Below are 15,193 nucleotides of genomic sequence, written 5' to 3' on the forward strand. Positions count from 1 at the left end.
GCTGAAGAAATGTTACTTTATAACACTTCATCTTCGCCGCGCAGTCTTACCTCCCGTGTTCTGCCTTCTCCTGTGGTGCAGCTGCTGCCCTGAATCGCACCGCGCTCTGCGCTGCCGTTTGCTGTGGCGGGTCGATTGCTTGAGTTGTGAGGGCAGGGCGTGATGAAGCGTCGGCATCTGTTACAGGGTGGAGCTGCTGCATTGATGCTTGCACCGACCTTCGGGGCTGCGCGGGGGCTCCCGGCCTTGCGGGGATACCGCGTGCAACAGCAGGGCGAGTTGCTTCTCCTGCGGCTGGAGCTGGGTGCGCAGGTGGCCTACCGCAGTTTCAGGTTGTCCGATCCTGAGCGCGTGGTTATCGATCTCTCTGGCGCGTCGCCGCAGTCGCCTCCTATCGATCCGATGCCCGCCGGCACTGCGGTAACCCGCATACGCAGCGCGCCGCATCTGGATGGTCTGCGCGTCGTGCTGGATCTGCAGCAGCCCTGTTCAGTCGACATGCGCTGGGATGGCAGTGCGCTGGTGCTGGAGCTGGCCACCATGCCCGGTGGCGCGGCCCTGACCGTCAGCGACCATGCTGCTGAAACAGCGCCCGCAGACCCGGCCCGTTCGCGCCTGCATCCCTATGTCGTCGCCATCGATGCCGGCCACGGCGGCAAGGATCCGGGCGCGGTCAGTGCCGATGCGCGTTACGAAAAACATGTCGCCATGGCGGTGGCCGGGCGGCTGCATCAACGCCTGGCCAACGATGCACGCTATCGGCCCACCATGATCCGCAGCGACGACCGCTTCGTGCCGTTGCATGAGCGCGTGTTGATTGCACATCGCCACAACGCGGATTTGTTCGTCTCCATCCATGCCGATGCCGCGCCAACACGCCAAGCGCGCGGCGCCTCGGTGTTTGCGCTCTCTCAGACTGGTTCCAGTTCGGCACTGGCGCGTTGGATCGCCGATAGCGAGAACGCGGCCGACGACATGGGCGACACCGCGCGCCGGCTGCGGGTGCCGAGCAATCCGGTGCTGTCGCAGGTGCTGGCCGACCTGTCGCTGAGCGGCACCATCGCCAGCAGCCTTGCGTTTGGCACGTTGATGCTGGCGCGCCTGCAGCAGGTGACGCAACTGCACCAACACCAGGTCGGGCAGGCCGGCTTTGCGGTGCTGAAATCGCCGGATATTCCCTCGTTGCTGGTGGAAACCGGCTTCATGAGCAATCGCGACGATTGCCGGCGCCTGTGCGGCGATACGCATCAGGACGAGCTGGCGCAGACGCTGCATGCGGGCATCGACGACTACTTCGCTGCCTTTCCCGGTCGCGCCTGAGCCGCGATCGCCACCTTTACCCTTCGACGAGCACCCGATGTCCGCCACGCTTCCCGATGTTGCCGTTACCGAACTCTCCGCCCTGAGTGCGCCGTTGCGCTGGGTGGGCATGCAGGACATCGCCATCCCTGTGCATCTGCAAGCTGGCGGCGCCGGGCTTGCCGCGCGCGCCAGCGTGCAGGTCGATCTGCCGCGGCCCGAGCTCAAGGGCATCCATATGTCGCGGCTGTATCGCCTGCTGGACCTGCATCTGCAGCAGCCGGTGTCGCCGGCCATGCTGTCGCAGCTGCTGCAGGCGCTGGTCGCCAGTCATGCCGATTGCGGGAGCCGCGCGGCGCGGCTGACGCTGCGCTTTGACATGCTGCTGCGCATGCCGGCGTTGCGCAGCGAAGGGCTGAGCGGCTGGCGTGCCTATCCGGTGCACATCGTCGCGCACCGCAGGGCAGGGCACACCACAATCCAGCTACAGGTCGATGTGCTGTACGCGTCCACCTGCCCATGTTCGGCGGCGTTGTCGCGGCAGTTGCTGAGCGATGCGTTCGTGCAGCAGCACGCCGGGCGCGAGGCGCTGCCGCTGCAGGAGGTTGCGCAATGGCTGCAGGAGCACGGTTCCTACGCCACCCCGCATAGCCAACGCAGCGTGGCGCAGGTGCGCATTGAGCTGGGCGCGGAAACGCAGCGCTTTGCGATCCGTGAACTGCTCGATCTTTGCGAGCAGGCGCTGGCAACGCCGGTGCAGGCCGCGGTGCGGCGGACCGACGAGCAGGAGTTCGCGCGCTTGAATGGCGCAAACCTGATGTATGTCGAAGACGCAGCGCGACGCCTGCGCAAGGCGCTGGCAGAGCACCACGCGACCTTTGATGTGGCAGTGCGCCATCTGGAAAGCCTGCATGCCCACGACGCCGTCGCCGAAACCGGCAGCGACGCCGAGTTACCTTCTTTAGCTGCCGTGTGAGCTGAGGCCATGTACTGCAAACTGCCGAGGCGTCCGGCACGACTGGCGCGCAAATCAGGTATGGCGACCGCCTCAGCAAGGCGCGACGAACGCGGCATGCGTGAGGCATTGCTGTTCGACCCGTCTGTGTTTCTTCTGCTTTTGTGGCTGATGTGAGCGACGCGACGGTGAGCGATGTGGCCCCTGGCATCTGCCGTGCGATGCCTGCATGCGCTTGAACCAGGAAGCGATGGCGGTCGTGCGGCATCTCATCCAGACCAGCACGGCCGCATGGGACCCACGTTCAACGCGAGCACTCCAGCAGCGCAGGACGGCAACCAATTTCGACCACTTGGTGCGCCCGGGCCGTGTCGTCCAGATCCAGGCATGCGCGCGAAGGCCGTCGCGGCCTGCCGCACAACGGCGCAGTCCACACCAAATGCAAATTGCCTGCAACACAACGCAAAAGCCCCGCAATGCGGGGCTCTGGCGTTTCTGCAGTGAGACGAGAGGTGGTGCTCCCTAGGGGGCTCGAACCCCTGTTTTAGCCTTGAGAGGGCCACGTCCTAACCATTAGACGAAGGGAGCGCTTTTGTCACGTCTTGTGCAGCGCGCTAGTATAGTGAGGTAATAGCCGTTGGGCAATCCTGCAACACAAGACGGAAGCGCCATCATCGAACCCTCAGTTACATCTCCGTTCACGCTGCGCGTCATCCCACGCGATCAGCACACCATCTCGCGCAAGGACATCAGCCCCAACGCGCTGCGCGTGCTGTACCGCCTGCGCGAATCGGGCTTTGGTGCCTACCTGGTCGGCGGCGCGGTTCGCGATCTGCTGGTCGGCGGCCACCCCAAGGATTTCGACGTGGCCACCAGCGCCACGCCGGAAGAGGTCAAGGCGCTGTTCCGCAACTGTCGCCTGATCGGCCGACGGTTCCGTCTGGCGCACGTGGTGTTCGGCCGCGAAATCATCGAAGTGGCCACCTTCCGCGCCAACATCGACGATGGCAGCGGCGACCGCGAACTGGATAATGGCCGGCTGGTGCGCGACAACGTCTACGGCACCATCGAAGACGACGCGATCCGCCGCGACTTCACCTGCAACGCCCTGTACTACGCGATCGAGGATTTCTCGGTGCGCGATTATTGCGGCGGCTTCGAAGACGTGCAGGCGCGCCTGATGAAGTTGATCGGGCACCCGGAGCTGCGTTACCAGGAAGATCCGGTGCGCATGCTGCGCGCGGTGCGCCTGGCGGCCAAGTTGAATTTCGACATCGAAGCCGGCACCGCAGAACCCATTCCGCGCCTGGCCGGGCTGTTGTCCGAAGCCGCGCCCGCACGCCTGTTCGAAGAAATTCTCAAGCTGTTCCTGTCCGGGCACGGTGTGGCCAGCTTCGAGGGTCTGGAGCGTTACGGCCTGCTCGGCGCGCTGTTTCCGGAAAGCGCGGCGGCATTGAAATCCAACCGCAGCGGCGCGTTGCGCGCCATGGTGCTGGAAGGTCTGCGCAATACCGATGCGCGCGTGGCCAACGACGAGCCGGTGTCGCCGGCCTTCCTGTTTGCGCTGCTGCTGTGGCCGGCGTTCTGCCGCACCTTGATGGGGCTGCAGGCGCAGGGCGTGCAGCCGGAAGATGCGCAGCGCCGTGCGGCCGACCGCGTCACCTTGCATCAGCTGGAGCGCGTTGCATTGCCACGCCGCTTCTCGCTGCCGATGCAGGAAATCTGGCTATTGCAGACACGCTTCTCCTCGCGTCAGCGCAAGCGCGTATTCCGCACCTTGTCGCATCCGCGTTTCCGCGCGGCATTCGATTTCCTGGTGTTGCGTCAGTTCGCTTCGGCCGACCACGCCGCCGATGTGGAGTTCTGGCGCGAGGCGCAGAAGTCATCCGGCCAGGAGCTGGTGGATGCGATCGAATCGGCGCAGGTCGATCACGAAGGCGACGAGGGTGCACCGCGCAAGCGTCGCCGCCGCCGTCGTCGTACCGGCGCGCCTTCAGGCGAGTAGGGCATGCAGACCGCCTTTGTCGGCCTGGGCGCCAACCTGGGCCCGGCCGAGGCCAGCGTGCGCGCGGCCATCGCCGCGCTAGGGGTGTTGCCGCAGACCACGCTGGTCGCGGCCTCGCGGCTGTACCGCACGCCGGCCTGGGGCCGCGAAGACCAGCCCGATTTCATCAATGCCGTGGCCCGGCTGCGCACCGATCTTGCCCCGCTGCCGTTGCTGGAGGCCTTGCTCGGCATCGAACAGTCGTTCGGCCGCGAGCGTCGGGCCGGCGAGCGCTGGGGCCCGCGCACGCTGGATCTGGACTTGCTGCTGTATGCGGACCAGGTGATCGATCTGCCGCAGTTGCAGGTGCCGCACCCGCATCTGCACGCCCGCGGCTTCGTGCTGCTGCCGTTGTCGGAGCTTGCACCGGAGGCGATCATTCCGGGCCATGGAACAGTGCGGCACGCCCTGCAAGCCATCGATGTCTGCGGGCTGGAGCCGATTGGGTAGATAATGGCGGGCTTATCACCCCACGTAATGACTTCATGAGCAGCCACGCCGACAGCAAGCCCTGGACCGTGCCCGCCTTGGCGCAGGCCAAGCGCGAGGGTCGAAAACTGGTCATGTTGACCGCCTACGACGCCGGCTTTGCGCGCAGCTTCGACGCCAACGGCGTGGACCTGATCCTGGTCGGCGACTCGCTCGGCATGGTGGTGCAGGGCCACGATTCCACCTTGCCGGTGACCACGGCCGACATGGTCTACCACACCGCTGCGGTGGCACGCGTGCTGGAGCGGGCCTTGCTGGTGGCCGATCTGTCGTTCCAGGCCGATGCCACGCCGCTGCGCGCGCTCGATGCGGCAACCCAGCTGCTGCAGGCAGGTGCGCAGATGGTCAAGATCGAAGGCGCCGGGCACAAGCTCGAGGTCATCCGTTACCTGGTCGAGCGCGAGATCCCGGTCTGCTCGCACCTGGGGCTCACCCCGCAATCGGTGCTGCGTTTCGGCGGCTACACGGTGCAGGGCCGCGGCGAAGCCGGCGAGCAGTTGCGCCGCGATGCGCAGGCGGTGGTCGACGCCGGTGCCAGCCTGGTGGTGCTGGAATGCGTGCCGACGCCGATCGCCGCACAGATCAGCACCGCGCTCGGCGTGCCCACCATCGGGATTGGCGCAGGCCCCGGTTGCGACGGCCAGGTACTGGTGATGCACGACATGCTGGGCCTGGACAGCGGCCACCGCCGGCCCAAGTTCGTCAAGGATTTCCTCGCCGAAGGCGGCTCGGTCGCCGGCGCGGTGCGTGCCTACGCGCAGGCCGTGCGCGACGGTAGCTTTCCCGATGCAGAGCACGCGTACGCCGCATGATCCAGACGCTGACCGATCTTTCCGCACTGCGCGCCCTGGTTGCTGGCTGGAAGCGTGAAGGCTTGCGCGTGGCGCTGGTGCCCACCATGGGCAACCTGCACGCCGGCCATTATTCGCTGGTGATGCTGGCGCGCCAGTACGCCGACCGCGTGGTGTCCAGCGTGTTCGTCAACCCGACCCAGTTCGGCCCCAACGAAGATTTCGCGCGCTACCCGCGCACGCCCGAGGCCGACCTGCGCGGCCTGGAAGATGCCGGGTGCGATGCGTTGTGGCTGCCCGACGTGCACACCATGTACCCGCTCGGCACCGCGCTGGCCACGCCCATCCATGCGCCCGGCGTCAGTGACGTGCTGGAAGGCGAGTGCCGGCCGGGGCACTTCGATGGCGTGTGCACGGTTGTGGCGCGGCTGTTCAACCAGGTGCAGCCGGACGTGGCCGCCTTCGGCAAGAAGGATTACCAGCAGCTGGCGGTGATCCGGCAGATGGTGGCCGACCTGGCGTTTCCGATCGAGATCCTGGGCGGCAGCATCGTGCGCGAGGCCGATGGCCTGGCGATGAGTTCGCGCAACCAGTATCTGTCGGCAGAAGATCGCCCGACCTCGGCCAAGATCCGCAAGGTGCTGCTGCAGATGCGCGACAGCTATGCCGCCGGCACGCCGCGTGCGCAGGTGGAAGATGCGGCCAGCCATGCGCTGGAGCAGGCCGGTTTCCGGGTCGATTATGCGGTGCTGCGGCTGCCCGACCTGAGCGAGCCGGGCGACAGCCACGCCGGCGCGCGCGTGGCCCTGATCGCGGCCCGCCTGGGCAATACGCGTTTGATCGACAACCTGGAATTCTGAGCGGGCTTGCGCTGCGGACGCAGCGCCTGGCTTCAGCAGCAGCGCCAGCGAACCGATGCGAGTGCGTTTTCGCACCGCGCCGGCCTGAAGCCCTCACCACCGGCCGCAGCGCGAACCGGTGGGGGCGGGTGCTTTCCGCTAAAATGCCGGCTTTCCTTTTGTCGTTGCCTTCCGTCCATGCATCTGTCCCTGCTGAAAGCCAAGATCCACCGCGCCACCGTCACCCACTCCGAACTCAACTACGAAGGCTCGATCGCCATCGACGGCCTGCTGCTGGAAGCGACCGGCATCCGCGAATTCGAACAGGTGCATATCTGGGACGTCACCAACGGTGCGCGTTTCAGCACCTATGCCATTCGCGCCGAAGACGGCAGCGGCATCATGTCGCTCAACGGCGGCGCGGCGCGTCATGTGCAGGTAGGCGATCTGATCATCGTGGCGGCGTTCGCCAGCATGAGCGAAGACGAAGCCAAGACCTTCAAGCCCAATCTGGTATATGTGAACGCGCACAACGCGATCTCCCACACCAACCACAGCATCCCCACGCAGGCCGCATGACACAGACCAACGGATTCGACGCGCTTCACGCCCACGCCCAGCGCCTGCGTGGCGCTGCCATCCCCGCATTGCTTGCCGCCGAGCCGGAACGGCCGACGCAATACGCCAGGCAAGTCGGTCCGTTGTATTTCAATTTCGCGCGCCAGAAGTACGACCGCGCCGCGCTCGATTCACTGTTCGCCATCGCCCGCGAGCGCGATCTGGCCGGTGCGTTCCAGCGCCTGTTTCGTGGCGAGCAGGTCAATGTCACCGAACAGCGCGCGGCCTTGCACACCGCGTTGCGCGGCGATCTGACCGACGCGCCGGTTGCCTCCGAGGCGTATGCAACGGCTGCGCAAGTGCGCCAACGCATGGGCGATTTGATCCAGCAGCTGGAAGCCACCGATGTCACCGACATCGTCAGTGTCGGCATCGGTGGTTCCGACCTGGGCCCGCGCCTGGTCGCCGATGCGTTGCGTGCGCCGTCCGGTGCGCGTTTCCGCGTGCATTTCGTGTCCAATGTCGATGGCGCGGCGATGCAGCGCACCTTGGCCACGCTGGACCCGGCGCGCACCGCCGGCATCCTGATTTCCAAGACCTTCGGCACCCAGGAAACCCTGCTCAACGGCGGCATCCTGCATGCCTGGCTGGGTGGCAGTGAGCGCCTGTACGCGGTGAGCGCCAACCCCGAACGCGCCGCCAAGGCCTTCGATATCGCACCCGGCCGCGTGCTGCCGATGTGGGATTGGGTGGGTGGACGTTATTCGCTGTGGTCGGCGGTCGGTTTCCCGATTGCACTGGCGATTGGCTTTGAGCGTTTCGAGCACTTGCTGCAAGGTGCCGCGCAGTTCGATGCGCACGTGCTCAACACCCCGCTGGAAGAAAACGTCGCGGTGCTGCACGGGCTGACGGCGGTGTGGAACCGCAACCTGCTCGGTAGCGCCACGCACGCAGTGATGACCTACGACCAGCGCCTGGCACTGCTGCCGGCGTATCTGCAGCAGCTGGTGATGGAGAGCCTGGGCAAGCGGGCCAAGCTCGATGGCTCGGCGGTGGACAGCGACACCGTAGCGGTGTGGTGGGGCGGTGCGGGTACCGATGTGCAGCACAGCTTTTTCCAGGCGCTGCACCAGGGCACCAGCGTGGTGCCGGCCGATTTCATCGGCACCGTGCACAACGACGACCCGTATGCGGAAAACCACGTCGCGCTGATGGCCAACGTGCTGGCGCAGACCGAGGCGCTGGCCAACGGCCAGGACAGCAGCGACCCGCACCGCAGCTATCCGGGCGGCCGCCCGAGCACGGTGATCCTGCTCGATGCGCTCACCCCGCAGGCGCTGGGTGCGCTGATCTCGATGTACGAGCACAGCGTGTACGTGCAGTCGGTGATGTGGGGCATCAACGCGTTCGACCAGTTCGGCGTGGAGCTGGGCAAGCAGCTGGCGAGCCAGTTGCTGCCGGCGCTGAAGGGCGAAGCGGCCGAGGTGGCCGACCCGGTGACGCGCGAGCTGCTGGGCAAGCTGCGCGGCTGAGCCAGGCGCAGCGCGCGTGACAGGGAACGGGGCCTGCGGGCCCCGTTTCCGTTTGCAGCGGCCAACGAAACGCGTGCGCTCATCTCAGGCCGGCGAGGCCCGTGCTGGGGCGGCATGCATCACGCGTGCGTTTGGGTCTGAGTGCGTCTGCGTCCACCTGATGACTGTCTGCTCCGTTGTTGTCAGCCTGAGCACCCTTGTAACCAGTCCAAAATAGACAAATTTCCCAAAATGGACGTTTTGGCGTAGGCTGAAATCACCCACTTCGCAGGATCGTCCTCATGTCCCGTCATCAGGACTTGCCCGAGCTTGAAAAAGCGCCAGCGGCCGACATCAAGATCAAGGGTTGGCCCAGCCTGATGCGCAAGGTGCGCACCCACGGCGCGGTGGTCATCACCAATCACAACCACCCCGAAGCGGTGGTGGTGGATGCCGAGGAATACCGGCATCTGGTGCGGCAGGCCAGTGCGCTTGCCGATGCGGCCACGCGCGCGCAGTCGCTGCAGGCCTTGCAGGCCAAATTCGACGCGCATCTTGCCGCGGTCACCGATGCCGCGGTGCTGGCCCAGGTGATCGCCAAGCCCGCACGCCGTGGTCGCAAGATCGCCTTGGGCCCGTCGCTCTGATCGATGGGAAATATCCTGGTACTGGCTGGCGTCAACGGCGCCGGTAAAAGTTCATTGCTGGGCACCTTGCTGCAGGAAGACGGCGCCAGCTGGTACAACCCGGATGCCTTCACCCGGCAACTGGTGGAGCAGGGCTGGACACTGGAAGAGGCCAATGCCCAGGCCTGGCAGGAAGGCGTGCGACGGCTGCGCCAGGCGATGGCCGACGGCAGCGATTTCGCATTCGAAACAACGTTGGGCGCGACCACCATTCCGCGCCTGCTGCGCGAGGCCAGCGTGCAGCACACGGTGGCGGTCTGGTTCTGCGGGTTGGCGACGGTGGACCTGCACGTCCAGCGCGTGGCAGCACGGGTCGCTGCCGGCGGCCATGCCATTCCCGAGCACAAGATCCGCGCGCGTTACGACACATCGCGCGCCAACCTGATCGCGTTGCTGCCGCATCTGGCAGTGCTGCATGTTTACGACAACAGCGCGCCGGCCGACGCGGCGGGTCAGGCGGCGCCGACGCTCGTGCTGGAACTGGACCGCAGCGGCCTGCACTACCCGCAAACACCGGCAGAGTTGGCGCAGGTGCCCGATTGGGCCAAGCCCATCGTGATGGCGGCATTGGAGACGCGCCGCGTGTCTTGAACTGCGCATCCGGGCTGGCCTGCGCGAGTCGCCTGCCTGACGCGCACCGCGCTGGAAATAAGAGCGGCTAGTAAAACGACGTCACACCGGTCTACCGCGGGCCGGCATGCCTCGTCTTGATAAGACCCGCCAGCCAACTGTCTGGTGCGGTGTCCTCGCCGATTGCGGGACCGTTGGCGGCATGGATGCCGCCACCGAGCTCCTGTGGACGGGTTGACGGCGTGTCCCGCGAGCGGTGAGGGCACCGCGCGCTCGACGCTGCGCGATGGCCATACATCAGCGCGCCCTCATGCAAGCGCCTGTCGCGCAGTCGATACGACCGACGAAACAAGATGCCGCTCGCAGCGCATTGCCAGCACTGCGAGCGACGACGCCTGCGCTTACGCCTTGCCCAACTGCACTGCCACCGGATCGCCGGTGAGATAGCCCACCGCTGCGCCGAAGCGGTTCTTGTAGTGGGCACGCACCAGCGGGTCCAGTACCGGCTTGACGATGTCGTGCAGCGGGCTTTCCCAGTCACCGGGATGCTGGAAATTGCTCATCACGTAGGTCCAGCCGTGGATCTGGTCGACTGCGTGCAGGCCGGTGGATTCGGCGCCGGCCGGCACCGACAGCACGCGTGTCAGTGCGCCGCTGTCCACGTTGTAGGCCCACAGGAAATTGTTGACGTGCAGGCTGCTGTCTTCGCCGATGAACAAGGTGCGCAGCGCTTCGGAGAATTTGAGGTTGTCCGGGTTGGCCAGGCGCTCCGGGTCGGCCAGGTTGCCCAGCGCGTCGGCCTTGGCCAGATCGTGGCCGGTGAGGGCCGCCGGGGCGGCCATGTCGATTGGCACCCAGTCGCTGTGGATTGGTGCGCCGTGGCTGTCGCGTTGGCCGCCGCGCAGATTCAGGGCATACACCGCACCGGCTTCCGGGCCCTGTACTTTTACATCGCCCGAGCCGTTGCGCATGCTGGTGACGATGTAGGACATCGCCATGTAAGCGACCTTGTCGCGTGCGTTGACGGTGGTTCCTTCAAGCTTGGTGAAGCCCAGGCTGCCGCCGGCCAGCGCGGCATAGCGATGGGTTTCCAGATAGGTGGCGGCCTTTTCCATGCCCGGTTTGATGCGGATCCAGTTGAAGGTGCCGTTGAACGGGATCTTGGTGAACGAGGCATCGCCAAGATCGCTCAGGTGCACATCGAGGATGTCGGCGGCAGTGAGGCGATCGGCCAGGGCCTGGATTTCGGCACTGGTGGCGTGGCCCAGCTTGATCCAGCTCAGCGTGGCCGCACCCGGGCCGATGCCGGAGGTCTGGTGCCAACGCCCGACGTACAAGGTGCCGGCCGACAGGTCGGCCTTGCGGTCGGCAATGAACATGAACAACCCACCGTTGGTGGCGTCGTCACCCATCAGCACGGTGCGCTGGTCGGGCATCACCTGCACCAGTTCGTGCGAGATGCGGCCCAGGCAATAGTGCTTGCGCACGCTCCCGGTTCCGTCCGGGTGCACGGTGATTTCCGGCAGGTGGCCGTAGTGATACGGATTGGCTTTCTCCGGGTCGCCGTACAGATGCGTGCTATAGCTGCGGAACTGGGTGTTGCCGGCCAGCGCGGTGGCGTCGGGCTCGTACTCTTCGCTGGACAGGTGGGTATTCCATGGCGACAGGCTGGCGCCGCAGGTAGTCCATAGCCCGTGCACCGGCGCGGTGTCGACATTGTGGTACTTCACCAGCGACAACTTGCCGGTGGCCGGGTCCTGGTCCAGCGTCAGTACCGCGATCGGCGCGGGCAGGTGGCGGTTGGTGTCGTTGCCGGCCTGGTCGCGGGTGGTGTATTCGAACTGCACCACCGCAAACACGTGGTTGCCCTTGACGCCGGGTACCTTGGCATTGGGCAGGGTCAGCAGCGAGGAGCTGTCCGGGCAATCGGAAAAGAACGGCCGCTCGGCACCGGGTTTGGAGCGGTCGATGATCGGTCGGTGCCGGATGTCGTAATAGCCGCCGGCCAGCACGGTGCCGCCCTTGCCGTCGGGCACCTGATCGCCGGTGACGAAAAACGGGTGATACGCCAACGCATAGCGCTGGGTGCTGCCGTCGCTGCGCGCCACGGTCAGTGCCGAGCCGACCGTGGTGGTGGCCATGGCCGCCGGGTTGGCCAGGCTGGGCGCGGGCATGCCGTGGAAGGTGGCCGAGACCAGGTGGGCCGGGGTTTCCGATGGCCGCAACGGGCGCGCGGCCAGTGCGGCACCGCCAAGTTGCTCGAACGCGGCGGCGCTGACATTGCCGAGCGGCAACAAGGGAACGGCTGCCAGCAGCTGCATCAGGCGGCGACGTGAGGGATCGGGGGAGGCGGACATCGAAACTCCAGGCAAAGGCAACGATCAACAATGGCAATGACACATCGGCAAGCCGGTCACGCTAGGCCGGCGGTATGACAGTTGTTTGACGGCGAGCCCACCCGTTGGCGTGCGTTCGGGCACGCCCGCACAAGCGAGCGCAGCAGCAGGCCCGGCGTGGGCGGGGGCTGCGCACTGCCCGACCCTGCGGGTGGTGCGTTGCAGCAAAGTGCGGCTGCGCGGAATGCCAAGCGCGGCAGCGGATTCGGCAGTTTTCCGTGGTTTCACAGGTGCTGCCGGTATTCCAAGGCTATAGCCCCGGCCAATAAGTTGCCGGCCATTTGGCATATGGACAGCTGTTGTTGACAGGGTAGGGGAATCACGCAAGCGTACGCCGCCTAATGGCCTGCGGCGCAACGCATCGCCGTGGGAGAACCACCCTGGAGACCCGGATCTTGGACAAGCTGCTTCGTCGTACCGCCGCGCCCGTCGCGCGGCGTGCCCTCTCTCTGGCAACCGCTGCGGCGGTGCTGATGCTGGCCGCCTGCCAAGGCAAGGACACCGCTGCCGAGGCGAGCAAGACCGCCCCGGCCAGCACGCCTGCGGAGTCTTCGACCACCATCCATCCGGACCAGTGGCCCTCGCCGAAGTGGCCGTTCGCGCAGGACGCGGCGCTGGAGCAACGCATCACCGAGGTGATGGCCAAGATGAGCGTCGAAGAGAAGGTCGCCCAGACCGTTCAGGGCGACATCGCCAGCCTGACCCCGGACGACGTGCGCAAGTACCGCATCGGCTCGGTGCTGGCCGGCGGCAACTCCGATCCCGGCGGCAAGTACAACGCCAGCCCGGCCGAATGGCTGAAGCTGGCCGACGCGTTCTATGAGGCGTCGATGGACACCTCCAAGGGCGGCAACGCGATCCCGATCATCTTCGGCATCGATGCGGTGCACGGCCAGAGCAATATCGTCGGCGCCACGCTGTTTCCGCACAACATTGGCTTAGGGGCCACGCGCAACCCCGACCTGATCAAGAAGATCGGCGAAGTCACCGCTGCCGAAACCCGCGTCACCGGCATGGAGTGGACCTTCGCGCCCACCGTGGCGGTGCCGCAGGACGACCGTTGGGGCCGCAGCTACGAAGGCTATTCCGAATCGCCGGATGTGGTGGCCAGCTTTGCCGGCAAGATGGTCGAAGGCGTGCAGGGCACCCCGGGCACCCCGCAGTTCCTGGACGGCAGCCACGTGATTTCCTCGGTGAAGCATTTCGTCGGCGACGGAGGCACCACCGACGGCAAGGACCAGGGCGACACCAAGGTGTCCGAAGCCACCATGCGCGACATCCACGCCGCCGGTTACCCGCCGGCGATCGCCGCCGGTGCGCAGACGGTGATGGCCTCGTTCAACAGCTTCAACGGCGAGAAGATGCACGGCAACAAGGTCATGCTGACCGACGTGCTGAAGGGCCGCATGAACTTCGGCGGCTTCGTGGTCGGTGACTGGAACGGCCACGGCCAGGTCAAGGGCTGCACCAACGACAACTGCCCGGCCTCGTTCATTGCCGGCGTCGACATGGCGATGGCCGCCGACAGCTGGAAGGGCATCTACGAAACCGAACTGGCAGCAGTGAAGTCGGGCCAGATCTCGGCCGAGCGCCTGGACGATGCGGTGCGCCGCATCCTGCGCGTCAAGCTGCGTCTGGGCCTGTTCGAAGCCGGCAAGCCGTCCAAGCGTCCGCTCGGTGGCAAGTACGAATTGCTGGGCGCGCCGGAACACCGCGCCATCGCCCGCCAGGCGGTGCGCGAGTCGCTGGTGCTGCTGAAGAACCAGGCCGGCATCCTGCCGCTGGATCCGAAAAAGCGCGTGCTGGTGCTGGGCGACGGCGCCAACGACATGGGCAAGCAGTCCGGCGGCTGGACGCTGAACTGGCAGGGCACCGGCACCAAGCGCAGCGACTACCCCAATGGCAACACCATCTGGGAAGGCCTGGACAAGCAGATCAAGGCGGCCGGCGGCAAGGCCGAGCTGGCCGTGGACGGCGCCTACAAGACCAAGCCCGACGTGGCGGTGGTGGTGTTCGGCGAAAACCCGTATGCCGAGTTCCAGGGCGACATCGCCACCTTGCTGTACAAGCCGGGCGACGAGAGCGAGCTGGCGCTGATCAAGAAGCTCAAGGCCGAAGGCATCCCGGTGGTGGCAGTGTTCCTGAGCGGGCGTCCGTTGTGGATGAACCAGTACATCAACGCGGCCGATGCATTCGTCGCCGCATGGTTGCCGGGCTCGGAAGGCGAAGGCATTGCCGACGTGCTGCTGCGCAAGGCCGATGGCAGCGTGCAGAACGACTTCAAGGGCAAGCTCAGCTTCTCCTGGCCCAAGACCGCGGTGCAGTTCGCCAACAACGTGGGCCAGAAGGATTACGACCCGCAGTTCAAGTTCGGTTTCGGCCTGACCTACGCCGACAAGGGCGACCTGGCCGCGCTGCCCGAGGAATCGGGCGTGTCCGGCGAGCAGTCGGTGGGCGGGGTGTACTTCGTGCGCGGCAAGCCGGCACTGGGTATCGCGATGCAGCTGTCCAATGCCGGCCAGGCCAATATGCCGGCCACCACGCTGCCGGTGGGTCTGTCCGATGGCAGCCTGAAGATGACCGCGGTCGATCACAAGGCGCAGGAAGATGCGCGGCGTCTGGTCTGGTCCGGTGCCAAGGCGGCCAGTGTGTTGCTGGTGTCCGGCAAGCCGGTCGATGTCTCGCGTGAGAGCAACGGCGATGTGCAGTTGCAGCTGACCCTGCGCCGCGACAGCGCGGTGACCGCGCCGGTATGGCTGGGCGTGGGCTGTGGCGACAAGTGCGGCGGCCGCGTCGATGTGCACAAGACCCTGGCCGCACTGCCGCAAGGCCAGTGGAAGGTGGTCGGCGTGCCGTTGAAGTGCTTCGCAGTGGCCGGTGCCGACGTGACCAAGCTGACCCAGGTGGCCAGCATCGAAAGCGCTGCCGCGCTGGACCTGGCGGTGTCGAAGGTGTCGCTGGGCGCGCTCAACGAAGCCGAAGTCACCGTCGACTGCGCGGTCAAGTAAGCGGCATTCCCGCAGGCACGCCTGCGGGAATGCGGTAGATCAGACGA

The 15,193-nt window shown here is 66.1% G+C and carries 12 protein-coding genes and 1 tRNA gene; 11 read left to right on the forward strand and 2 right to left on the reverse strand.

Annotated features, from left to right (window positions below):
- Positions 1-162: 162 nt before the first annotated feature.
- Both A7D16_RS00605 and folE2 read left to right on the forward strand, forming a co-directional pair.
- Positions 163-1,320 carry an N-acetylmuramoyl-L-alanine amidase gene (locus A7D16_RS00605; RefSeq protein ID WP_064628830.1) on the forward strand — a complete coding sequence of 386 codons (1,158 nt, stop codon included), beginning with the start codon at positions 163-165 and terminating at the stop codon, positions 1,318-1,320.
- 37 nt (positions 1,321-1,357) lie between these two features.
- Entirely contained in the window at positions 1,358-2,275 is a 918-nt protein-coding gene (gene folE2, locus A7D16_RS00610) for a GTP cyclohydrolase FolE2 (protein WP_064628833.1), read from the forward strand.
- A gap of 492 nt (positions 2,276-2,767) precedes the next feature.
- Here folE2 and A7D16_RS00615 read toward each other — a convergent pair.
- A tRNA-Glu gene (locus A7D16_RS00615) sits at positions 2,768-2,842 on the reverse strand.
- 49 nt (positions 2,843-2,891) lie between these two features.
- Here A7D16_RS00615 and pcnB point away from each other — a divergent pair.
- The 8 genes from pcnB to A7D16_RS00655 all read left to right on the forward strand — a co-directional run bounded on the left by pcnB (position 2,892) and on the right by A7D16_RS00655 (position 9,763).
- The gene (gene pcnB / locus A7D16_RS00620; protein ID WP_064628838.1) at positions 2,892-4,259 is read left to right on the forward strand and encodes a polynucleotide adenylyltransferase PcnB; all 1,368 of its coding nucleotides are present in this window, start codon (positions 2,892-2,894) and stop codon (positions 4,257-4,259) included.
- A gap of 3 nt (positions 4,260-4,262) precedes the next feature.
- Positions 4,263-4,748, forward strand: coding sequence for a 2-amino-4-hydroxy-6-hydroxymethyldihydropteridine diphosphokinase (folK, locus tag A7D16_RS00625; RefSeq protein WP_064628842.1), 486 nt, complete (start codon positions 4,263-4,265; stop codon positions 4,746-4,748).
- Between the two features lie 35 nt (positions 4,749-4,783).
- A complete protein-coding gene (panB, locus tag A7D16_RS00630; RefSeq protein WP_064628847.1) occupies positions 4,784-5,599 on the forward strand; it encodes a 3-methyl-2-oxobutanoate hydroxymethyltransferase in 816 nt (271 codons plus the stop codon).
- Positions 5,596-6,438, forward strand: coding sequence for a pantoate--beta-alanine ligase (gene panC, locus A7D16_RS00635; protein WP_064628850.1), 843 nt, complete (start codon positions 5,596-5,598; stop codon positions 6,436-6,438). The genes panB and panC overlap by 4 nt, the downstream gene beginning before the upstream one ends.
- A gap of 177 nt (positions 6,439-6,615) precedes the next feature.
- On the forward strand, positions 6,616-6,996 hold the full coding sequence (panD, locus tag A7D16_RS00640; protein ID WP_003481969.1) for an aspartate 1-decarboxylase: 381 nt from the start codon (positions 6,616-6,618) through the stop codon (positions 6,994-6,996).
- On the forward strand, positions 6,993-8,507 hold the full coding sequence (gene pgi / locus A7D16_RS00645) for a glucose-6-phosphate isomerase (protein WP_064628852.1): 1,515 nt from the start codon (positions 6,993-6,995) through the stop codon (positions 8,505-8,507). The genes panD and pgi overlap by 4 nt, the downstream gene beginning before the upstream one ends.
- Before the next feature lie 281 nt (positions 8,508-8,788).
- Positions 8,789-9,133, forward strand: coding sequence for a type II toxin-antitoxin system prevent-host-death family antitoxin (locus A7D16_RS00650; RefSeq protein WP_064628854.1), 345 nt, complete (start codon positions 8,789-8,791; stop codon positions 9,131-9,133).
- Between the two features lie 3 nt (positions 9,134-9,136).
- On the forward strand, positions 9,137-9,763 hold the full coding sequence (locus tag A7D16_RS00655; RefSeq protein WP_064628856.1) for an AAA family ATPase: 627 nt from the start codon (positions 9,137-9,139) through the stop codon (positions 9,761-9,763).
- Positions 9,764-10,143: 380 nt separating this feature from the next.
- On the opposite strand, the gene A7D16_RS00660 is transcribed toward A7D16_RS00655, so the two are convergent.
- Positions 10,144-12,099, reverse strand: coding sequence for a PhoX family protein (locus A7D16_RS00660; protein WP_064628858.1), 1,956 nt, complete (start codon positions 12,097-12,099; stop codon positions 10,144-10,146).
- 434 nt (positions 12,100-12,533) lie between these two features.
- Here A7D16_RS00660 and A7D16_RS00665 point away from each other — a divergent pair, with 434 nt between their 5' ends.
- The gene (locus A7D16_RS00665) at positions 12,534-15,146 is read left to right on the forward strand and encodes a glycoside hydrolase family 3 protein (protein WP_064628860.1); all 2,613 of its coding nucleotides are present in this window, start codon (positions 12,534-12,536) and stop codon (positions 15,144-15,146) included.
- Positions 15,147-15,193: the final 47 nt, after the last annotated feature.

The organism is Xanthomonas nasturtii (genome assembly GCF_001660815.1).
Lineage (GTDB): Bacteria > Pseudomonadota > Gammaproteobacteria > Xanthomonadales > Xanthomonadaceae > Xanthomonas > Xanthomonas nasturtii.